At 71.5% G+C, this 20,902-nt stretch carries 20 protein-coding genes; 9 read left to right on the top strand and 11 right to left on the bottom strand.

From position 1 onward, the window contains the following. Window positions 1-355 precede the first annotated feature (355 nt). The 3 genes from ACIRHA_RS08935 to ACIRHA_RS08925 all read left to right on the top strand — a co-directional run bounded on the left by ACIRHA_RS08935 (window position 356) and on the right by ACIRHA_RS08925 (window position 2,860). Window positions 356-715 (top strand): hypothetical protein, encoded by a 360-nt coding sequence (locus ACIRHA_RS08935; protein ID WP_403841698.1) that lies wholly within the window; start codon window positions 356-358, stop codon window positions 713-715. A gap of 73 nt (window positions 716-788) precedes the next feature. Further along, window positions 789-1,370: a carbonic anhydrase gene (locus ACIRHA_RS08930; protein ID WP_403841696.1), complete on the top strand. Its 582-nt coding sequence runs from the start codon at window positions 789-791 to the stop codon at window positions 1,368-1,370. 8 nt (window positions 1,371-1,378) lie between these two features. Next, the gene (locus ACIRHA_RS08925; RefSeq protein WP_403841694.1) at window positions 1,379-2,860 is read left to right on the top strand and encodes a SulP family inorganic anion transporter; all 1,482 of its coding nucleotides are present in this window, start codon (window positions 1,379-1,381) and stop codon (window positions 2,858-2,860) included. Window positions 2,861-2,937: 77 nt separating this feature from the next. Here the strand turns inward: ACIRHA_RS08925 and ACIRHA_RS08920 are convergent, their stop codons facing one another. The 3 genes from ACIRHA_RS08920 to ACIRHA_RS08910 form a co-directional block, all read right to left on the bottom strand. Next, complete coding sequence (locus ACIRHA_RS08920; protein ID WP_403841692.1) at window positions 2,938-3,345, bottom strand: RidA family protein; 408 nt, start codon at window positions 3,343-3,345, stop codon at window positions 2,938-2,940. Between the two features lie 64 nt (window positions 3,346-3,409). After that, window positions 3,410-4,747, bottom strand: a complete 1,338-nt coding sequence (locus ACIRHA_RS08915) for a lipase family protein (protein ID WP_403841690.1) — start codon at window positions 4,745-4,747, stop codon at window positions 3,410-3,412. A 177-nt stretch (window positions 4,748-4,924) separates the two neighbouring features. Next, a complete protein-coding gene (locus tag ACIRHA_RS08910) occupies window positions 4,925-5,779 on the bottom strand; it encodes a Cof-type HAD-IIB family hydrolase (RefSeq protein ID WP_403841688.1) in 855 nt (284 codons plus the stop codon). Between the two features lie 176 nt (window positions 5,780-5,955). Between ACIRHA_RS08910 and ACIRHA_RS08905 the strand changes: the two genes are divergently transcribed. The 5 genes from ACIRHA_RS08905 (at window position 5,956) to ACIRHA_RS08885 (ending at window position 9,763) form a co-directional block, all read left to right on the top strand. After that, a complete protein-coding gene (locus ACIRHA_RS08905) occupies window positions 5,956-6,768 on the top strand; it encodes an alpha/beta fold hydrolase (RefSeq protein ID WP_403841686.1) in 813 nt (270 codons plus the stop codon). Between the two features lie 9 nt (window positions 6,769-6,777). Continuing rightward, a complete protein-coding gene (locus ACIRHA_RS08900; protein WP_403841682.1) occupies window positions 6,778-7,545 on the top strand; it encodes an IclR family transcriptional regulator in 768 nt (255 codons plus the stop codon). Window positions 7,546-7,638: 93 nt separating this feature from the next. Then, window positions 7,639-8,661: a Rieske 2Fe-2S domain-containing protein gene (locus tag ACIRHA_RS08895; protein ID WP_403841679.1), complete on the top strand. Its 1,023-nt coding sequence runs from the start codon at window positions 7,639-7,641 to the stop codon at window positions 8,659-8,661. After that, the gene (locus ACIRHA_RS08890) at window positions 8,658-8,828 is read left to right on the top strand and encodes a hypothetical protein (RefSeq protein WP_403841677.1); all 171 of its coding nucleotides are present in this window, start codon (window positions 8,658-8,660) and stop codon (window positions 8,826-8,828) included. Before ACIRHA_RS08895 ends, ACIRHA_RS08890 begins: the two co-directional genes overlap by 4 nt. Then, window positions 8,825-9,763: a PDR/VanB family oxidoreductase gene (locus ACIRHA_RS08885; RefSeq protein WP_403841675.1), complete on the top strand. Its 939-nt coding sequence runs from the start codon at window positions 8,825-8,827 to the stop codon at window positions 9,761-9,763. The genes ACIRHA_RS08890 and ACIRHA_RS08885 overlap by 4 nt, the downstream gene beginning before the upstream one ends. Here the strand turns inward: ACIRHA_RS08885 and ACIRHA_RS08880 are convergent. The 5 genes from ACIRHA_RS08880 to mdlC form a co-directional block, all read right to left on the bottom strand. Then, window positions 9,747-11,303 carry an MFS transporter gene (locus tag ACIRHA_RS08880; protein WP_403841673.1) on the bottom strand — a complete coding sequence of 519 codons (1,557 nt, stop codon included), beginning with the start codon at window positions 11,301-11,303 and terminating at the stop codon, window positions 9,747-9,749. The two genes, ACIRHA_RS08885 and ACIRHA_RS08880, sit on opposite strands and share 17 nt — an antisense overlap. Window positions 11,304-11,403: 100 nt before the next feature. Then, window positions 11,404-11,889, bottom strand: a complete 486-nt coding sequence (locus tag ACIRHA_RS08875) for a GNAT family N-acetyltransferase (RefSeq protein ID WP_403841670.1) — start codon at window positions 11,887-11,889, stop codon at window positions 11,404-11,406. 44 nt (window positions 11,890-11,933) lie between these two features. After that, window positions 11,934-13,163, bottom strand: coding sequence for an MFS transporter (locus ACIRHA_RS08870; RefSeq protein WP_403841667.1), 1,230 nt, complete (start codon window positions 13,161-13,163; stop codon window positions 11,934-11,936). A gap of 105 nt (window positions 13,164-13,268) precedes the next feature. Then, on the bottom strand, window positions 13,269-14,726 hold the full coding sequence (locus ACIRHA_RS08865; protein ID WP_403841664.1) for an aldehyde dehydrogenase family protein: 1,458 nt from the start codon (window positions 14,724-14,726) through the stop codon (window positions 13,269-13,271). Window positions 14,727-14,728: 2 nt separating this feature from the next. Beyond that, window positions 14,729-16,315 carry a benzoylformate decarboxylase gene (gene mdlC, locus ACIRHA_RS08860; protein WP_403841661.1) on the bottom strand — a complete coding sequence of 529 codons (1,587 nt, stop codon included), beginning with the start codon at window positions 16,313-16,315 and terminating at the stop codon, window positions 14,729-14,731. Between the two features lie 135 nt (window positions 16,316-16,450). Between mdlC and ACIRHA_RS08855 the strand changes: the two genes are divergently transcribed. Then, window positions 16,451-17,359 carry a LysR family transcriptional regulator gene (locus ACIRHA_RS08855; RefSeq protein WP_403841659.1) on the top strand — a complete coding sequence of 303 codons (909 nt, stop codon included), beginning with the start codon at window positions 16,451-16,453 and terminating at the stop codon, window positions 17,357-17,359. A gap of 49 nt (window positions 17,360-17,408) precedes the next feature. Here the strand turns inward: ACIRHA_RS08855 and ACIRHA_RS08850 are convergent, their stop codons facing one another. Genes ACIRHA_RS08850 through ACIRHA_RS08840 form a run of 3 tightly spaced genes read right to left on the bottom strand, consistent with a single transcriptional unit; the run spans window position 17,409 to window position 20,898 of the window. Beyond that, entirely contained in the window at window positions 17,409-19,697 is a 2,289-nt protein-coding gene (locus ACIRHA_RS08850) for an FtsX-like permease family protein (RefSeq protein WP_403841656.1), read from the bottom strand. Further along, the gene (locus ACIRHA_RS08845) at window positions 19,694-20,377 is read right to left on the bottom strand and encodes an ABC transporter ATP-binding protein (RefSeq protein WP_403841654.1); all 684 of its coding nucleotides are present in this window, start codon (window positions 20,375-20,377) and stop codon (window positions 19,694-19,696) included. Before ACIRHA_RS08845 ends, ACIRHA_RS08850 begins: the two co-directional genes overlap by 4 nt. Continuing rightward, on the bottom strand, window positions 20,374-20,898 hold the full coding sequence (locus ACIRHA_RS08840; RefSeq protein ID WP_403841651.1) for a PadR family transcriptional regulator: 525 nt from the start codon (window positions 20,896-20,898) through the stop codon (window positions 20,374-20,376). The genes ACIRHA_RS08845 and ACIRHA_RS08840 overlap by 4 nt, the downstream gene beginning before the upstream one ends. Between the last annotated feature and the right edge of the window lie 4 nt (window positions 20,899-20,902).

The following is a 20,902-nucleotide window of genomic DNA, read 5'->3' as shown; positions in this document are numbered from 1 at the left end:
TAGCGCTGCATATTGCCGCCACTGAGCCCCCACACGACTACTTGAATCAGCCTTTCCAGCATTTCGTCCGGAACGGATTCCGGATGCGGCCTGCACATGGCTCGCATGGTGACCATGGGGCCGAACAGGACTGTGTCGTCGGCAATTTGGGGTGCGTCGGTGACTGTGGTGGCTTGAGTCACGATCGCGAGTCCAGGGGAGTCATTCACGCCAAAACACCCCCTTCTTTCGCCCATCCTTCGAGCCGAAACACTCAGTTAACCCACGAGCCACCTTTGCAGAGTTAACCTGTGTCTTGACCATTAGTTGACCGTACGTTGGCGATCTCTTGGTGAGAGATGCGCGAGGGGAAAACATGTCCCGAGGTGGGAGCAAGCGCACAGCGATGGCCTTCGTCATCGCCCTGCTGCTGTCGCTCCCCCTGCTCGCGTCCGGACATTCGTTCACGTCCGCACATTCCTCGGTCGCGGCGCCGGCCGACGCGAAGGCCTGCCACGGCGACGGGGCGGACCCCCAGGGGCCCGCCGAAGCGGTCCGTACCCGCGACCGCCACCGCGCGGCCTCGGGCTCGTCCCAGCTGCCCGGCCCCGACGTCGAGTCACTCGCGCCGGACACCACCGCCGCATCGGCGGACGCACCACACGCCTCGTACGCCAGACCGGTCAGATCCATCGACGAGCTGACAGCGGCGTCCCTCCAGGTCTTCCGCTGCTGATTCCCGACAGTTCTTCCCACCTGTCCTGCCCGTCCGACGCGCCCTGCCGGCGCGCCAGGAGGAATCACCACACATGCAGCCCCTCATCGACAACGCCCGCACGTTTGGCCAGCGCCCTGAGGAGTTCGCCAGTCACGCCGACGGCCAGTCCCCGCAGGTCCTCTTCATCACCTGCTCCGACTCTCGCGTCGTGCCGGCCCTGATCACGGGCGCGCGCCCCGGTGAGCTGTTCGAGCTCCGCACCGCGGGCAACATCGTGCCCCCGTACACCAATGGCAGCCCCAGCGGGGAGACCGCCACCATCGAGTACGCCGTGGAAGTCCTCGGCGTCCAGGACATCGTCGTGTGCGGGCACTCGCACTGCGGGGCGATCGGCGCGCTGGTGCGCGGCGACGACCTCGCGGGCGTGCCCGCCGTCCGGGACTGGCTCGCGCACGCCGCGGACGAGCCCGGCGCGTGCGATCCCGCCGATGTCACGGTCGGCCCGGCCGTCCAACAGCACGTCCTCGCCCAGCTGCTCAGGCTGCGCTCCTACCCGTGTGTGGAGCGCCGGCTCGCCGACGGCCGCCTCACGCTGCGCGGCTGGTACTACGAGGTGCACACCGGCGGCGTCCGCGAACACCGTGTCGACACCGACGCGTTCGAGACTCTGTGAGCGCCACCATGACCGAAACCACCCCCCGCACCCCAGCCCCCAAGTTCCCTCATCTCAAGGCGGACTTCACCGCCTCGCTCGTCGTGTTCCTGGTGGCACTTCCGCTGTGCGTCGGCGTTGCCGTCGCCTCCGGTGTGCCCGCGGAACTCGGCCTGATCACCGGCATCGTCGGCGGCATCGTCACCGGCCTGATGCGCGGCAGCAGCCTCCAAGTGTCGGGCCCTGCCGCCGGGTTGACCGTGCTCGTGTACGAAGCGGTGCGCGAGTTCGGTCTGCCGGTCCTCGGTGTCATCGTGCTGGCGACCGGCCTGCTTCAGGTCGCCATGGGCGCACTGAAGGTAGGCCGCTACTTCCGGGCCATCTCCGTCTCGGTCGTCGAGGGCATGCTCGCGGGCATCGGTCTGGTCCTGATCGCGGGCCAGATGTACTCGGTACTCGACGCCAAGGCCCCGGAGTCCGGGATCGGCAAGATAGCGGGGCTCCCGGAGGCGTTCATCGACGCACTCGGCAGCACCAGCGCGCTGGCCTCGCTCGCCCTGGGCGCCGGGACCGTCGCGATCCTCGTGTTCTGGAAGCACATGCCGCGCAAGGCGCGCGTCGTTCCCGGTCCGCTCGCCGCGGTGGGCCTGGCCATGCTGGCGGCGTTCGTGTTCGACGCGCCCGTCACCATGGTCGAGGTCAACGGCCTGCTCGGCTCGATCCAGCCACCGCCCCTCGACGCGTTCGGTGAACTCGCCGCCGTCGGTGTGCTCGGCACGATCGTGGCGTTCACGCTGATCGCCTCCGCGGAGTCGCTGTTCAGCGCGGCGGCCGTGGACCGCATGCACGACGGTCCGCGTACCGCGTACGACAAGGAGCTCCTCGCCCAGGGCGCGGGCAACGCGGTGTGCGGCGTGCTCGGCGCGCTGCCGATGACCGCGGTGATCGTGCGCAGCTCGGCCAATGTGCAGGCGGGCGCCAAGACGAAGGCATCGCGGGTCATGCACGGCGTATGGCTGCTGTTGTTCGCCGCGCTGCTGCCCGCGCTGCTCGCCTACATCCCGATCCCGGCCCTCGCGGGTGTGCTGGTGCACGCCGGGGCGAAGCTGGTGCCCGTCCGGGCGCTGGTCACGCTCTGGCGCGACCACCGCGGTGAGGCGCTGATCCTGGTCGTCACCGCGGTGTCGATCGTGGCGGTCAGCATGTTCGAGGGCGTCCTCATCGGCCTCGCCCTGTCGGTCGTGAAGACCGCCTGGGAGGCCTCGCACATCAAGCTGGAGATCATAGACAAGGGTGCGGGCCCGGTGCAGGCACACCTGTCCGGCAACGCGACGTTCCTCAAGCTGCCGAAGATCCTCGACAGCCTGGAGGCACTCCCGCAGGACCGCCCCGTGGAGCTGAACCTGTCCGGCCTCCACCACCTGGACCATGCATGCCGCACGGCCCTGGAGAACTGGGCCGAACGGCACAGTTCCGCGGAGACGGAACCGGTCAAGGTGACATCCGCCTGATCCTGCTCCGAACGGCCCCGACTCCCTTGCACCGCAAGGGAGTCGGGGCTTTCGCACGTCGGATTCTCTGGTGCGTGTCAGTCGACGACGGCCGCGACCGCCTCGACCTCGACGAGCTGGTCGGAGTAGCCGAGCACGGTGACACCCATCAGGGTGCTCGGCACGTCGTGGTCGCCGAAGGCGTCACGCACCACCTGCCAGGCCGTGACCAGATCCTCCCGCCGGGTCGACGCGACGAGGACGCGGGTGCTGATGACGTCCTCGAGTCCGGCGCCGGCCGCGTCGAGGGCGACGCGCAGGTTCGCGACACACTGGGCCGCCTGTCCGGCGTGGTCGCCGACCGCGACGGTCGAGCCGTCCTTCGCCAACGGGCAGGAGCCGGCGAGGAATACGAGCCGTGCCTCGGCCGGCGCGGTGGCCGCGTAGGCGTACTCGGCGACATCGGAGAGTGCGTCGGAACGGATCAGGGTGACGGCGCGGGCCACGGGGTTCCCTTCGGGCGGGTTCGATGGGCCGTCATCGTGCCATGGCCCACACCCGCCCGCGCGGTCATTTCTGCGCGGGCAGTTCCGCGCAGGTAGACGTCGCCGGTTCGCCGGAGAGGCGGTCGGTGAGCCAGTTGATCGCCGGGCCCTGGTCGGTGAGCAGCGGGGCGAAGTGGTTGATCAGGGCGCGGCCGACGTCCGGGATGCTCACCGGCTTGTACGTGACCTGGGCTCCGCGGCCGCACCAGTCGACGGCCAACTGACGTGCCTGGCCGTGCGGGACGAGGTTGTCGCTCACACCGGTGGCGACGCGCACCGGGCTCTGCGGCTCGATGGTGCCGATGCGCTGCTGGTTGAGGAACTCCTGGAGGCGGGGTTCGGCCTTGATGATGTCCTCGAGGGTCTGACCGTCCTTCGTCCAGGCCGAGCTCTTCTTCGACGAGTAGCCGAGGATGGCGTCGCCGACGCACGCCGTGGAGAGGTCTTTCAGGGCGGCCCGGCCCTTGTCGTTCAAGTACTTGTCGGCGATTGCCCGAAGCTCCGGTTCCGACTGCAGGAACCCGTTGAGCGACCAGCCGAGCGCGCCGACGAGGTCGGTGCCGTCGATGGCCTTGGTGGTCGCGGCCAGGTCGGCGGGCGGCGCTCCCGCGTAGGTGCCCGAGAGCGTGACGTCGGGCGCGTAGGTGGGCTGGAGTTCGGCGGCGGCCGCGGTGGCGCCGCCGCCCTGGCTGTAGCCGAAGAGGCCGACGCGCGAACCGCTGGTGATCGTGGCGTCCTTGAGGGCGCGGGCGGCGCGCACGGCGTCGAGCACTGCATGGGCCTCGTCGAGCCGGTTCACGTAGGTGTGCAGGCGGTCGGTGGTGCCCAGGCCGATGTAGTCGGTGACGACGACGGCGACACCCTTGGCGAGGAGCCGGTAGATCGCCAGGTCCTCGTAACCGGCCACCAGTGTCTGCCCGTTGATGCGCAGAGGGTGTTCGAGACCCATCGACGCGGCGCACTGGTCACCCTGCCCCTGCGTGCCGGGTGCGAGCGCGACGAGCGGACGGGGCCCGGAGCCGCGCCACTTGGCGCTGGGCTCGATGTACGCGCCCGTGGACGCGGCGGGCTTCCCGTTGGAGTCGGTGGTCTTGTACATGATGCGGGTCGCCTTGCCGGGCAGCGGTCCGTGCAGGCCGGGCAGGCTGAGGGCGAGCGGGAGCCCCTCGCTGCGGATCAACGACCCGTTGGCGCCGGGCAGTTCGGCCGGCGGGTTGTAGAACGCGGGGATCGTGACACCGCGCGAGACCGTGTCACCGGAGGTCTCCGCTCCGGTGGCCGCCGCGGCGGGCACGGCCTGGGCACCGACACACGCGGCGACGGTGACGGCGGCGGCCAGCAGGCGGGTGGGGGCGGCGGGCATGGCGAACCTCCGGTCTACGGGCGGGAGCGGACCCCCGCCTTGCGGCTGTCGGCCGGAACATCGGGCAGGCCGACGGAGCGTGCGGAGCGGTCGTCCCACCGCCACCGCGCGCCTTGCCGGACGTTATCCAGAACACCGTTACCGCGGGTAGCACCAGGAAGGTTACGGTTCAGTAATTTACGGCCGCACCATGATCCCGAGGAGGTCACCGACCGTGCGGACGACGCCGTTCTCGGTGTTGGCCGGGGCGCGCAGCCGGGCGCGGGCCAGGACGTCGGGGTGGGCGTTGGCCATGGCGTAGGACCAGTCGGCGGTGTCCAGCATCTCCAGGTCGTTGCGGTAGTCGCCGAACACCGCGGTCTGCGCGGGGGTGACGCCCAGGGCTTCCTGGAGCCTGCGGACGGCGGCGCCCTTGTTCGCGGCCGGGTTCATGACGTCGATCCAGTGCCGGCTGGAGACGACGACCTGGTGCGAGTCGGCGAGCGGGGCGAGAAGCGGGGCGGTGGTGTCCTGCGCGTTGCCGAAGTCGAAGAGCGCGACCTTCACGAAGTCGTCCTCGACGGCGGTGGCGTCGGCGACGATCTCGTGGGCGGCGTAGTACTTGCGGACCTGGGTCATGAACGCCTCGTCGGAGCGCTCCACGTAGGCGGACCGCTTCCCGCAGACGACGACGCCCACGTCGGCCCCGCCCTCGTCGACGAGGGCGCGCACCGACTTGACGATCCACTCGACGGTGGCCGGCTCCAGCGGGTCGGAGCTGAGTTCGGCGCCGCCGCGCACGACGTACGCGCCGTTCTCCGCGACGTAGACCATGCCGCCGTCGTCCACGGCGGCGAACTCGGCGGCGAGCGTCGCGTACTGCCGTCCGCTGGCGGGGCAGAAGGCGATGCCGCGGCGATTCATTTCGGCCAGGAGCGGCCAGAGGGAATCCGGTATCTTCCCGTCGCCGTCCAGGAGCGTGCCGTCCATGTCGGTGACGACCAGGCGGATGTCTGGCAGGGTGGCGGCGGCCGCCTGGTGCTGGGTGTTCACGGTGGTTCCTGGTTCGGTGGTGTGGGCCGCGGGACCCCGGGCGAGGGCGCGGCTCCACCAGTCTAAAAGGGCCGCCTCCCCGCTCTGACCGGCCAACACTCTTGATCATGCGCACGCCCGCGCCGTACGGTTCCGGCACTCACCCCGCGCGGGACCAACCCAACCTGGAGCACGCCATGCCCCGATTCACGACGGATGGCACCGTTTTGCGGTACGACGATCTCGGCCCTGCGGACGGCGTCGCGATCGTGCTGATCCACGGGCATCCGTTCAACCGAACCCTGTGGGCCACCCAGGCCGAGGCGCTCACGGCGGCCGGGTACCGGGTACTCACGCCCGATCTGCGCGGGTACGGCGAGAGCGAGGTCACTCCGGGGCAGGTGCCGCTCGCCCGCTTCGCGGACGACATCGCCGCGCTCTTGGACGAGCTGAGCCTCGACACCGCAGTGGTCGGCGGTGTGTCCATGGGCGGCCAGATCGCCATGGAGTTCCATCTGCGGCACCCGGACCGCACCCGCGCACTTCTCCTTTCCGACACCTCGGCGCCGGCCGAGACCCCCGAGGGCAAGGTGGTCCGCAACCGGCTCGCGGTGCGGCTGCTCGCCGAGGGCATGGGCGGGTACGCGGACGAGGTCATCGACAAGATGCTCGCGCGCTACAACGTGGCGGCGCTGCCGGAGGTCGCCGCGCATGTCCTCGGCATGATGCAGGTCACCGACCCGCGTGGGGCCGCCGCCGCGCTGCGCGGCCGTGCCGAGCGTCCCGACTACCGCGACAGTCTCGCGGCGGCCCGGGTTCCCGCGCTCGTGGTGGTCGGCGCGGACGATGTGTACACGCCGGTCACGGACGCCGAGGAGATCGTGAAGCTGATGCCGGACTCGGTCCTCAGGGTGATCGACGGGGCCGGGCACCTGCCGGGCGTGGAACAGCCCGAGCTGTTCAACGACGTGCTCCTTGACTTCCTCCGCGACCGCTGCCCGACCGGGTAGGGCGCGACCGTGACCCGTTCCGCGAGCGACCGGCTGCTCGACGCGCTCGGCGCCTTCGACCAGGACCACCCCTCGCTCACGCTGACCCAGCTCGCGCACCGCGCCGAACTTCCGCTGCCCACCGCGCACCGGCTCGTCGGCGCGCTCTCCCGCTGGGGCGCCCTGGAGCGCGACGACGCGGGGAACTACCACGTAGGGCTGCGCCTGTGGGAGATCGCGGCGCTCGCGCCGCGGGGTCTCGGCCTGCGCCAGGCGGCGCTGCCGTTCCTTGAGGACCTGTACGAGGCCACGCACGAGAACGTGCACCTCGCCGTGCGCGATGGCCGGGAGGTCGTCTACATCGAGCGCCTGTCGGGCCGTTCGGCGGTGGGCGTGCACTCGCGGGTCGGCGCGCGCTGGCCGCTGCACGCGACGGGCGTGGGTCTGGTGCTGCTCGCGCACGGCGGCCTCGATCTGCAGGACGGCTACCCCGGGGACGGGCTCGACGCGTTCACCCCGTACACGGTCACCGATCCGGTGCGGCTGCGCCGGATGCTGGCCGAAGTGCGGCGCGCCGGCGTGGCGGTGAGTGACCGTCAGATCACCGACGACGCGCTGTCGGTGGCGGCGCCGGTGCGCGGACCGCGCGGGGATGTCGTCGCCGCGGTCTCCGTCGTCGTACCGGTCGAGGGCGCGCGGACGCCCGCGCTCATTCCGGCGGTGCAGCTGGCCGGACGCGGCATCTCGCGCGCCCTGGGGTGGCAACCCGTCTCGAGCGCGCCCCCGGCTTCCGTCTGACGGAAGTGGCGTTGTGGGGCTGTGGTTCAGGTCACCAGTGTGGTCGGTGACGCGCGGCGACGGTGCCGCGCGGTGACTGGAGGGACGCCCGTCATGACCGGCAACTCGTCGTATTCGGCCTTCGCCCGTGAGCAGTGGTATGTCGCCGCGTGGTCGAAGGAGGTGGGCAGGGAGCTGCTCGGCCGCACGATCCTCGGTGAGCCGATCGCCTTCTACCGCACCGAGGCCGGGGAGCCGGTGGCGCTCGCGGACCGCTGTGTGCACCGCCGCTACCCGCTGTCGGAGAGCGGGCTCGACGGTGACCGGGTGGTGTGCGGGTACCACGGCTTCACCTACGACACGACGGGCACGTGCGTGTTCGTGCCGGGGCAGAAGCGCGTGCCGCGGACCGCGCGGGTGAGTTCGTACCCCGTCGCCGAGGTCGACGGGATGGTGTGGGTGTGGGTCGGCGACCCGGAGCGGGCCGACGCGTCGGTGATCCCGCGCGCCCCGCACCTGGTCGAGGACGGTTTCGTGACCGTGGAGGGCATGGAGCCGATCGACGCGGACTTCATGCTCCTTGTCGACAACCTCATGGACCTCTCCCACGAGACGTATCTGCACGGCGGTTACATCGGGACACCCGAGGTCGCCGAGACACCGATCGCCACGGAGGTCGACGAGGAGTCCGGGATCGTGCGGGTGTCGCGGCACATGAAGGACGCCGAGTGCCCGCCGTTCTACGCCCGTTCCACCGGCATCGAGGGCCGCATCGACCGGCGCCAGGACATCGAGTACCACGCGCCGTGCCTGTATCTGCTGCACAGCACGATCAGCCCGTCGGGGCAGGAGACCCCCGCGTTCCGCACGGAGATCACATACGCGATCACCCCGTCCTCGCCCGGCAAGGTGTACGACTTCTGGGCGGTCTCGCGGAACTTCGCGACCGAGGACGACGAAGTGACCACGTTCCTGCGGGAGTTCAACCACAAGGTCGTCATGCAGGACGTGGACGCGCTCAATCTGTTGCAGCGCACCCTGGACACCGAGCCGGAGGGATACCAGGAGCTCAGCATCAACATCGACACGGGCGGCCTGGCCGCGCGCCGCATCCTCGGGAAGCTGGCGGCGCGGTGAACAGGCCCGTCTACCGCATCGAATGGCTCCCCGGCACCGACCTCCTTGACGGCCGCTGCTACTGCGGCGCGCAGGCCATGAGCGAGGACCCGGTCGCCATGTGGGAGTGGATGCTCGCCCACCCGGACCACCCGCAGGCCCCCGATCAGAAGGACCGCACCTCGTGAGCGACCCGCTCGACCGTCTCGACACGTACGACCTCGTCGTCGCCGAACGCCGCCAGGAGGCCGACGGCGTCGTCTCCCTGCTGCTGCGCCGCCCGGACGGCGCGCCGCTGCCCGCGTGGGAGGCGGGCGCGCACATCGACCTGCTGCTCACGGAGGGCGTCGAGCGCCAGTACTCGCTGTGCGGCGGCGACGCCGGCTCCTGGCGGATCGCCGTGCTGCGCGAGCAGGATGGGCGGGGCGGTTCGGCGCATGTGCACGGCGAGCTCCAGGAAGGCGCGGCGGTACGTGCCCGTGGGCCGCGCAACCACTTCCGGCTCGAACCGGCTCCCGCGTACCGGTTCGTCGCGGGCGGCATCGGCATCACGCCGATCGTGCCGATGCTGTCCGCGGCGGCCGGTCAGGGAGCGGAATGGTCCCTGCATTACGGGGGCCGCTCCCGCGCGACGATGGCGTTCGCCGAGGAGTTGACCGGCCGACACCCCGGCGGGCGGGTCGACATCGTCGAGGGCCTGCTGGACCTCCCCGCGGTCCTCGCGGATCTTCGGCCCGGTGAACTCGTCTACGCCTGCGGTCCCGAACCGCTGCTCGCCGCCGTCGAGGAGCTGGTGCCGGCCGAGGCGCTGCGCACGGAGCGGTTCACGCCGACGGCGACCGACACCAGCGGCGACACGGCCTTCGAGGTCGAACTGGCCGCTTGTGGGCGGACGTTGAAGGTACCGGCGGACCGGACGATCCTCGCCACGTTGCAGGAGGCCGGGGTCCAGGTGCTGTACTCCTGCACCGAGGGCACGTGCGGCACCTGCGAGACGGACGTGCTCGCCGGGGAGGTCGACCACCGCGACAGCGTGCTTACCGCCGCCGAGCGGGACGCCAACGAGACGATGATGGTGTGCGTCTCGCGGGCGAAGGGCGAGCGGCTCACGCTGGACCTGTGACCGCCGCGTCCGTGACGGTGTCGGGTTCGGCCTCCGGCCGCGCCGCGTGTTCCGCGCGGCGCAGCAGCGTGGCCGCCACCAGGCCTCCGGTCAACACGGCGGCCGCGCCCACCAGTTGACCGGTCTCCAGGGCGGAGCCGAAGGCCCGCGTCACCGTGTGCCGTTCGGCCGCCGAGTCGCTCGCGGCGAGGGCGGCGGGCAGCGAGGCCGCCGCCACCGGCACGAGCGCGGAGAAGCGGGCGCTGAGGACGGCGCCGAGGACGGCGACGCCGATGCCGCTGCCGAACTCGGTGACCGTGCCCTGGATACCGGCGCCCGCCCCCGCCTTCTCGCGGGGGATCGCACCCATCACGGCGACGGCCATCGCCGGGTTGGCGAAGGCGCAGCCGACCCCCATGAGGACGAGCCCGACAAGCAGTCCTCCGTACCCGTCCACGACCCGCCCGGCGAGGGCGACCGCGGCGAGTCCGCAGGCGAGAAGGGTCATGCCGACGGCCACGGATCCCGGAATGCCGAGCCGCTTGCTCAACCGCGCCGACACGCCGGTGAAGTTGAGCAGCACGACGGTGAGCGCGAACGGCGCGGTGCGCAGCCCGGCCTCCAACGGGCCGTAGCCCAGGACGAATTGGAGCTGCTGCGTGAGGAGGAAGAGCGCTCCCCCGCTGCCGAAGGTGATCAGTACGGCGCCGATCACGGCCCCGGTGAACGTCCGGTTGCGGAAGAAGCTCATGTCGAGCATGGGGTCGGTGACGCGCCGCTCCCACAGCACGAACCCAGTCAGCGCGCACACCCCGACCCCCGCGCCCACGAGCACGTACGGGGAGGACCAGCCATGGTCGGGGCCCGAGACGACGGCGTAGACGAGCGAGGCGATCGCGACCGTCGACAGGAGCGCGCCGAGCAGGTCGGGTCGGTGGCTCTGCTCGGCCCGGCTCTCCGGCACGAGGACGCTGACGGCGCACAGGCCGAGCAGCACGACGGGCACGTTGACCATGAAGAGTGAGCCCCACCAGAAGTGGGCGAGGAGGACGCCGCCGACCAGCGGCCCCGCCGCGAAGCCGAGGGCGTTGACGGCGGCCCAGACACCGATGGCGCGGACGCGTTCGTCGTCGTCGAAGACCTGCACGGCCACCGCGAGAGTGGTGGTCAGCAGGAGGGCGCCGCCCACGCCCATGCCGGCGCGCGCGGCGATCAACTGGCCGGTACTGGTGGCGAGTGCGGCGGCGAGCGAGCCCGCACCGAACAGTACGAGACCGCTCAGGAGCAGCTTCTTGCGGCCGTAGCGGTCGGCGGCCGCGCCCGCCGCGAGCAGCAGTCCCGCCTGCACGAGGACGTACGCGTTGATGATCCACTGGACGTCTGCGGTGTCGGCGCCGAGGTCGGCGGTGAGGGTGGGGACGGCGACGTTGAGGATCGTGTTGTCGAGGATGACGACGAGTTGGGCGAGGCAGATCACGCCGAGGATGAGCCAGCGGCGCGGGTCCCTCGGCCGGGCGGGCGCGGGGGTGGTCGGCTGCTCGGCGGCGGGCGTCGCCGTCATGCGGGCTCCTTGTGGGCAGGCGGTGAACACGGGGACCACCCCGCTGGTTAGGTAACCCTAACTCAACGGATGGCTCGCGTCCGCACCACCCCACCAGGGGCTACAGCGTCCGATGCATGATGTGCAGTCCGACCCTGCCGTGCCGGGGGTGCTCGTACGCCGCGGGCACCGTGCCGAGGATCGTGAATCCGAGCGAAGTCCACAGCCGTACGGCGGGGTTGGTCTCGACGACGGCGTTGAAGACCATGGCGCGGTAGCCGTCCGCCGTGGCCGTGGCGAGGACGTGTTCGGCGAGTGCGCGGCCGTGGCCGTGGCCGCCGTGGTCGGGGTCGACCATGAATCCGGCGTTGGCGATGTCCCGTGCCGGACCGCTGTAGTTGGGCTTCACGTACGCGGTGGCGACGACGTCACCGGCGTCGTTCTCCATGACGAGGACGCGCTTGCCCGCGCCCCCGGTCCACAGGGCGCGGGCCTCGGGCTCGCTGGTGTCGGAGTCCCAGGCGTAGGTCTCGCCCGCGCGCACGATCCGCTGCCAGAACGGCCAGATCCGTTCCCAGTCCCCGTCCCTGATGTCTCTGATCTTCATGGTGGCGAGTCTGGCACGGAGCCGGTCCTGTCCGTCGGGGCGGCTCAGCCGGTGAACGCCGCGCTCGGCCTCCTGGCCCGGTCGTCGGATGTCGGCGGCGCCAGGAGCAGCATCGCGCCGAGACCGAGTGCCGCGACGCCCGCGAAGAACCAGAAGCCCCAGGGGTGGGCGACGCCCGCCGTGACCAGGGCGCCGGTGACGAAGGGCCCGGTGATCGACCCGAGCCGACCCACCGCGGAGGCGAGGCCGAGCGCGGTGCCGCGGGTGCGGGCCGGGAAGACATGGGCCACGTACCCGTAGATGAGGACCTGCGCGGAGAAGACGAATACGCCGGTGAGCAGGACCAGAGCGTTGAGCAGCAGACTGCTCTCGATACGCAGGCTCAGGACGGCGAGCAGTACGGCGCCCGCCGCGAACCAGATGCGGGCCACGCGCCGGATGCCGTACTTGTCGGCGACGATCCCGGCGACGACGAGCCCGATGACGGCGCCGACGTTGAGGACCAGCAGGAGCGCGATGGAGCGGGAGATGGGATAGCCCGCGCTGCGCATGAGTTGGGGCAGCCAGGTGTTGAGCCCGTAGACGAGGAGCAGGCCCATGAAGGAGCCGCCCCATACGGCGAGCGTGGTGCGGCGGACGCGCGGGCCGAGCAGATCGCGCATGCCGATGCGGTCGGCCTCGGGCTGCTGCTTGGCCGCGAGGTACGCGGCGGACTCCGGCAGCTTCCACCACATCAGCGGGACGACGAGCAGGCCCGCGACTCCCCCGCCGTAGAACAGCCAGTGCCAGTCCCCGGCCACGGCGAGCGCCAGCACCGAGGTCAGCACGGCGCCGACGTGATAGCCGGTCATGGTGAACGTGCTGGCGCTGGCGCGGCGGTGTTCGGGCAGGTTCTCCGACATGACGGTCAGGGCGACCGGCATGCAGGCGCCGAGGCCGAGCCCGGCGAGGAAGCGCAGGACACCGAACACGGCCACGTTCGGGGCGAGTGGTGTCACCAACGTGAACACCGAGAACAGCAGTACCGAGCCGATGAGCATGCCGCGCCGGCCGAAGCGGTCGGTGAGCGGGCCGAGCCCCGCGGCGCCGACCGCGACCCCGACGAGGGAGACGGTGGCGACCGCGGTGGCATCGGCGGCGGTGAAGCCGAGGTGGTGCGTCTTGAGCAGGGTGGGGATGGTGGCGCCGAGCGCCACCAGGTCGTATCCCTCGAGCAGAACGGTCAGCCAGCACAGCACCGCCGTGCTGGCTGCCCGCGTGGGAGACGTCGTCATTGGCGTGCTCCTTGCCGGAATGAGCGGATGGGGACGGGGACGCGCTGCTCCTGGGGGACGGTGATCTGAAGGGGCCGGCCCCTTCAGTAGGGCTTCTGCGGGGAATCAGAAGGGGTACGGCGCGATCTGCGGGCGCACGGTCACCCACTGCGTCTCGGTGAACGCCTCGATGTTGGCCTGCGCGCCACCGAACCGGGATCCGTTGCCGGAGTCGCCGACGCCGCCGAAGGGCGCGCCGGGCTCGTCCATGACGGTCTGCTCGTTGATGTGCACCTTGCCGGAGTGGATCCGGTCGGCGAGGGTCATGGCGGTGCCGACGTCGCCGAGGATGCCGACGGACAGCCCGTACGGCGAGGCGTCGACGATGCGGGCCGCCTCGTCGAGGTCGCGGTAGGTGCGCACGGGCGCGACGGGCCCGAAGATCTCCTCGCGCCAGGCAGGGCTGTCGTCGTCGAGGCCGGTGAGGACGGTCGCCGGGTAGTACGGCGCGTCGGCCTTGCCGCCCGCGGCGATCTTCGCGCCCGCGGCGACGCTGTCCGTCACCACCTTGTCGATGTGGGCGAGTTGCCGGCCGTCGATGATCGGGCCGAGCGCGACGTCACCGACGGCGGGGTCGCCGACGGGCAGCCGGTTCGCCTTCTCGGCGAGCAGCGCCACGTACTCCTCCGCCTGCGACTCGTGGACGAGGTGGCGGCCGGTCGCCATGCAGATCTGGCCCTGGTGGAGGTACGAGCCGAACGCACCGGCCGAGGCGGCGGCGGGGAGGTCGGCGCCGGGCAGGACGACGAGGGCGTTGTTGCCGCCGAGTTCGAGGTGGACCTTCTTGAGGTTGCGGGCGGCGGCCTCACCGACCTTGCGCCCGGCGGCAGTTGAACCGGTGAAGGAGACGACGGAGACCTCGGGCGCCTCGACGACGGCGGCGCCGACGCTCGCGTCGCCGGGCAGCAGGTGAAGGAGTCCCTCGGGCAGGCCGGCCTCCTCGAAGATGCGGACGATGGTGACACCGCCGCACACCGCGGTGCGCGGGTCCGGCTTCAGGAGCACGGCGTTGCCGAGGGCGAGCGCGGGAGCGACGGAGCGGATGCCTAGGATCAGCGGGAAGTTGAACGGCGCGATGACCGAGACAACACCGGCGGGCACGCGGCGCGCGAACGACCAGCGGGGCTCGCCGCTGCTGAGCACGTCGCCGAGCGGGTGTGCGGGCAGGGCCGCGTCCTCGTAGCACTCGGCGGCGGCGAAGTCGGTCTCGACGCCTGCCTTGGTGCGGGTCGATCCGGCCTCGCGGACGATCCAGTCCTTGATCTCCTCGGCGTGCTCGGCGAACAGGTCACCTGCCCTGCGCAGCACGGCGGCGCGCTCGGCGGGCGAGGTGCGGGCCCACTCCTGCTGCGCCTCGGCGGCGCGGGTTGCCGCGCGGGCCACGTCGTCGGCGGTGGCACTGCCGATCGCACCGAGCCGCTGCCCGGTGGCGGGTTCGACGACGGCGGACGTGCCCCCGCTTCCCGCGGTCCAGCCGTCGAGGTGGATCCGCTCGTGCCATACGGGATCTTCGAGGAGAGTCATGTTCACTCCGGTGAGGTGGGGTGGGTGTCGACCTGGATGAGGCGGGGCCCATCGGTCGCGGTCTTCTTCAACTGCTCGCGCAGATCGGCGAGTTCAGTGACGGCGGTGGCGGGCACCCCGTAGCCCGCGGCGAGCGCGGTGAAGTCGAGGCCGGGAATCTCGGTGCCCGGCACGTCGGGGGTGTCGAGCAGCGTTCCGAACCAGCGCAGCGCACCGTACGTGCCGTTGCGCAGGATGAGGAAGGTGACGGGCACCCGGTAGTGCGCGGCGCTCCACAGCGCAGTGATCCCGTAGTTGGCGGAGCCGTCGCCGACGACGGCGACGACCGGCCGGTCCGGGTCGCCCAGCGCCGCGCCGACGGCGGCGGGCAGACCGAAGCCGAGTCCGCCGGAGGCCGGGAAGAAGTAGGAGCCGGGGTGCCGGAGGTCCATCTGCCGCCACCAGGCACCGTTGGTGGAGGTCGACTCGACGACGTAGCGGGTGCCGGGCGGCTGGGTGTCGCGAAGGGCGGCGAAGACCCCCTCGGGGTGGAGGGCGGCGCCTTCGGAAGCGGTGGCGGGTTCGGGCGAGGGTGTGAACTCCCTTGACCCGCTTGTGCGTTGTGGCAGTCGTGCCATCAGCGCCGTCAGTACAGGGCCCGGGTCCGCGACCAGCGCCTCCCCCATCGGCGCGCGGGCCGCGGCGCCCGCGTCGTCGGTGACCTGGATCAGCCTGGCGCCGTCCGGCAGATAGGGGCCCGGCACGTGCTGGTGGTAACGGAAGACGGGGGCGCCGACGACGAGCACCAGGTCGTGTCCGGCCAACGCGGAGGACACGGAGCCGATCCCGGCGGGCAGCACACCGCGCAGCAGCGGGTGCCGGTTGGGGAACGGGAGGCGGTGCGGCGAGGGTGCCACCCACACCGGTAGGTCGAGGTGTTCGGCGCAGGCCACCGCCAGGTCGAAGTGTCCGGCCGTGTCGATGTCACCGCCGAGGACGAGTACGGGGTTGCGGGCGGCGCCCATGTCCCGTACGAGGTCGTCGAGTTGCTCCGCGTCGGGGGTGAGACCGCGCCGCACCCGCCGCTCCAGGACGTCACCGGCGTGCGATGACACCTCGGCGTCCCAGTCGTCGTACGGCACGGAGAGGTAGCACGGGCGGCGCTGCAGTTCGGCCTCGAACACCGTCTGGGCCAGCGAGCGCGGGACGTCCGCGGCGCAGGCCGGTTCGGCGGAGTGGCCGACGAGCGGGCGCATCAGCTGCGGGGCGTCGACGTTGGCGAGCATCGCCTCCAGGCCGATGGCGGAGCGCACCTGCTGGCCCGCCGTGAGGACCAGTGGCGAGCGCGCGTACACCGCGTTGGTGAGCGCGCCCATCGCGTTTCCGGAACCGGCGGCGGCGTGCAGATTGACCAGCGCCGGGCCGCCGGTGACCTGCGCGTATCCGTCGGCCATGCCGACGACGACGCCTTCGTGCAGGCCGAGGACGTAACGGAAGGACTCGGGGAGCCCCGCCAGGAAGGGCAGTTCGTTCGAGCCGGGGTTTCCGAAGATCGTGGTGAGGCCCTGGCGCTCGAGGAATGCGTGGGCGATGCGGCGTGCGGTCGGCATGCGCAGACTCCTCCTTGACCGGCGGCTATGTGGTTGAGCCTAGAAACAAAGCCGACCACGCTCCAATCAATGTTGCCTACCCGCTTCATAGACAGGTTCGATAAGGGAGGGACGGACAGGACACAGGAGCCAACCATGCGCGACTTCGACCTCAACCTCGTACGGACCTTCGTGCTGCTCTACGAGACCCGGAGCGTGACGGCGACCGCCGAGGCCCTGCACGTGACGCAGCCGACGGTGAGCTACGGGCTGCAGAAGCTGCGCCGCCGTTTCGACGACGAACTGTTCCGGCGCACGGGAGCGGGGCTCGCCCCGACGACGACGGCCCGCGCCCTGTACGAGCCGCTGCACCGCGCCCTCTCGGAAATCGAGACGACGCTCAGCGGCTCCCACTCCTTCGATCCGGCGACTGCGCGGACCGCGTTCACCCTGTGCCTGTCCGATCTGGGCGAGGTGGCCCTGCTGCCGCGGCTGATGGCCGCACTGCCGCGCCGGGCGCCGGGCACCACGCTCACGGTGCGGCCGCTCGACATCCGCGGCGCCGCCGACCAGCTGGGCCGCGGGGAGATCGACGCCTTCATCGCCTCGACACCGCTCGGCTCGCCGCGGGTGGAGCGGATCCCGCTGTTCTCCGAGGGATACGTCGCCGTGGTGGCCCGCGACCATCCACGGCTGCGCGGCCGCTCCGTGGACCTGGCCGCGCTCGGCGCCGAACAGCATGTGACGGTCTCGGGACCCGCGGGGCACGAGGGGCCGCGCCGCGCCCTGGAGGCGCACGGTCTCGTGCATCGCGTGGTGCTCGACGTGACCCGGTTCGCGGGCCTGCCGTACCTCATCCAGGACAGCGAACTCGTCGCGGTGGCGCCCCGGCTTGTGGCCCGCATGTTCGCCGCCGACCACCGGGTGCGGTCGCTGGAACTCCCGATCGACATCGAACCGGCGCAGGTCTCGGTCTATACCCGGCACGCGCACGCCCGCACACCCGCACAGCACTGGCTGGTGGACTTCATGCGGGACACGCTGGTCGATGCGACACAGGCGTGAGCGGCGCCCACCGGCAAGGGCGGACGCCGCGCGGTCGGTCGTTGCGGGATCAGGCGTTGCGCGCCGTCTCCGGCCCCGTGATGCGCCGCAACAGCGGCAGCGTGGACGCGATGACGGCGAGCGAGACGACGATTCCGGCGAGGGTCAGGCCGTAGTAGCCGGCCCCCGGCGCCCGTACCGAGTAGTCGAACTGCGCCTGCAGGAACAGCTGCGCGGTCAGGAAGCCCATGCCGATGGCGAGCGCCGCGACGATCAGCAGCGGCGCGGCGCTCTCCAGGAGCACCACCCGGCGCAGCGTGCTCAGCGGCACTCCGCTCAGCCGCAACAGGGCGAAGGGGCGCTTGCGTTCGTTCAGCCCGCCGGCGACCGCGACCGCCAGGCTGCATCCGGCGATCGGGAAGCTGATCACGATGACGACGGTGGCCAGTTGCCGGTATCCCTCGATGTCGCCCCACCGCTGCGCGTAATCCTCGGCGACGGTGTACGGCGGCAGTTCGTAGGGGTACGCCGCGGTGAGGAGTGTGCGGACCCGCTCGACCGCGGCGGTGGAGCCGTCCGTCGTCACCATGATCTGACTGACCGGCAAGGACTCGAGCCGCTGCGCACTGATCTTCGCCGCGGGCCATACGGCGGGCCAGGCCCGGTCCTCCTGCATGCCCAGGCGGGAGAAGTCCGGCGGGATCGCGGCGGCTTCGGCCCCCGCCGGGCAGTCGTTGTGCTCGGGCATCCGCGCCAGTTCCCCGCAAGACACCAGGCCCGCGAGGATCTTCGGCTGCCCCTTCTGCGGGGCCGGCTCGGCGGGATCCGGGATGCCGAGCGGATTCGTGCGGATCACCATGACGCTCTCGACGCCGGACATGGAGTCCAGCTCCGACCGGGTCGCGGCAGGCAGCGCTGCCGGGGGCTTCCGCTTGGACTCGGGCCCGAACTGCCGCTCGTAATCGGCGACCACCGAGCTGCCGAACGCCGCCCTGTCCTCGGGCACTCCGCTCTCCGCGACCACCGAGGTGATGATCCCGACCGCCGTACTGGTGACACAGAGCGCGAGTACGAGCCCGCTGACCGCGCGGAACCCGGCCTTCGGGTCGTCCGCGAGGCGCCGCCCCGCGACGAGCAGCGCGGGCCGCCGGGTGAAGCGGACAAGCAGCCGCGCCCCGGCCATCGTCAGCCATGGGCCCGCGAGGACGACGCCGACCAGGATCAGCAGGATGCCGGGGACGAAGGCGAGTATCTGGCCCGAGCTGTCCTCGGGAACGCGTCCGATGACCCACCACAGCTGCCCGATGCCGAGCGCCAGCGGGATCAGCCGCCAGGCGCGCGGCGGACGGGGCGTGGCCCGGCGGGTGACGCCGAGCGGTGAGACCCGCACGCGGCGAAGTGCCACACGCGCTGCGACCGCCGCGGCCACCGGCACGCCCACGGCGATGCCCAGCACGTCGGCCGCGCCGAGCGTCAGGTCCGCGGTGAAGAACGGGGTGCCGGTCAGGTCGGCACGCGACACCAGGGGCCGCAGGGCGTACCAGAGGGCGAAGCCCACGGCCGTACCGGCGACGGCGGCGACCGCGGCCTCGATGGTGGAGATCAGTGACACCTGTCCCGGTGTCGCGCCGACCAGACGCATCGCGGCGAAGCGCTGTTCACGGCGGGCGGCGGCGAGGCGGCTCGCCGTGCCGGTCAGGATCAGCACGGGGAAGATCAGCGCCACCGCGACCACGGAGAGGATGAGCGCCATGCCCTCGGCGTTGATGCCGACGGCGACGTCGCAGTTGGGGCCGCTGCAACTGCTGGGCGAGTGCGTCTCGATGGTCGTGACGCGCCGGGCGCCCTCCTTGCCTGCCAGTTCAGCCGGGCGGTGTCCGACCACGACGAGCAGGGAGTCGGGTCCCGGCAGCGCGGACCTGCCGATCGTGCCCGCCCGGCGGCCGGGGTAGCGGTCCGCCAACTCACCGGCGGGCGTGGCGCGCAGCAGCTCGGCGAGCGCCGGGGAGACGTAGTACTCGCCGGGGGCCGGAAGGTGTGGCAGGCCCGGCGGCACCGGCGCGTTCGGCCCGGTGGCCGCCACGTCGACGCGGCCGATGAGCCCGCCGTCGTAGTGGTCGGCCCGCAGCAGCCACCAGAGCGGGTCGACGCCGGAGGCCCGAGCGTCCCTGCTCCGGGTGGACTCGGCGCCGGTGTTGAGCCAGGCGTTGCGGTCGTTCTGGGTCCGGGTGGCCTGGATGGCGGCGAGTGTCGAGAGCAGCAGCGCGACGCCCACCGCCACCGCGGCGGCGATCACGGTCAGCCGCACCAGGGCCTCACGGCCGCCCGCGACGGTGAGGCGAAGCGCGAGCCGGATCATGAGGCGGCCCGTTCGACGGAGAGCGGTGTCACCCTGCCGTCGCGGACGATGACCTCACGGTCGGCGAAGGCGGCGACGCGCGGCTCGTGGGTGACGAGGACGACGGTGGTGCCCTGCTCGCGGACGGAGCCGACCAGCAGGTCCATCACCTGTTCCCCGGTGAGCGAGTCGAGGGCCCCGGTGGGCTCGTCGGCGAAGAGCACTCGGGGGCGTGCGACCAACGCCCGTGCCAGCGCGACGCGTTGGGCCTGCCCGCCCGACAGTTCACCCGACCTGCGTCCTTCGAGGCCGTCGAGGCCGAGCCGCTCGAACCAGGCTCGGGCCTCGCGGAGCGCGCTTGACCGGCGGCCGCGCGCGAGGAGCAGCGGCAGCGCCACGTTCTCCTCGGCCGTCAGTTCCGGTACGAGTTGGCCGAATTGGAAGACGAAGCCGAAGCGGTCGCGGCGCAGCGCGCTGCGTTCGGTCTCCCGCAGGGCGTCGATGCGCCGCCCGTCGTAGTGGATCTCGCCCTCGTCGGGCACCAGGATTCCCGCGAGGCAGTGCAGCAGCGTCGACTTGCCGGAGCCGCTCGGACCCGTCACGGCGACGATCTCGCCCTGTGCCACGGACAGTTCGGCGCCGCGCAGCGCGGGGGTGCTGCCGAACGAGAGCATCACATCGCGTGCCTCGACCAGGCTCATGGCCGCACCTCCGCCGCCAACGCTCCGAGCCGCGCCACGGTCGTGTCGATCCAGCGCAGGTCGGCTTCGAGGTGGAAGAGACCGTGGTCGGCCAGCAGCCTGTCGACCAGTTGCCCGGTGCGGCGCAGCTCGGTCAGCTCGCGCATCCGCTGCATATGGGCGGCCCGCTGGGTATCGAGATAGGCCTGGGCGTCCCGCTCCAGGAGCAGGGCCATGACGACCTTGGTGAACAGCACGGTCTGCAGATGCTGTTCGGGGACGACCGGTTCGGTGAGCCAGGCCTCCACCTGTGTGACCCCGCTGTCGGTGATCACGTACCGCTTGCGGTCGGGCCCCTCCCCCGGCTCGGACTCGCCGACCGCCACCTTCCCGTCCCGGGCGAGGCGGCGCAGCGTCGAGTAGACCTGGCCGTAGGGCAGCGGCTTGCCACGCCCGAAGTACGTGTCGTAGTTCCGCTTGAGGTCATAGCCGTGGCTCGACTCACGTTCGAGGAGCCCGAGAAGCGCCAGTGGAACGGTCATACCT

Source organism: Streptomyces sp. NPDC102360 (genome assembly GCF_044766085.1).
GTDB lineage: Bacteria > Actinomycetota > Actinomycetes > Streptomycetales > Streptomycetaceae > Streptomyces.
Note: the sequence above shows the minus strand (reverse complement) of the source record. Positions and strands in the feature narration are given on the sequence as shown.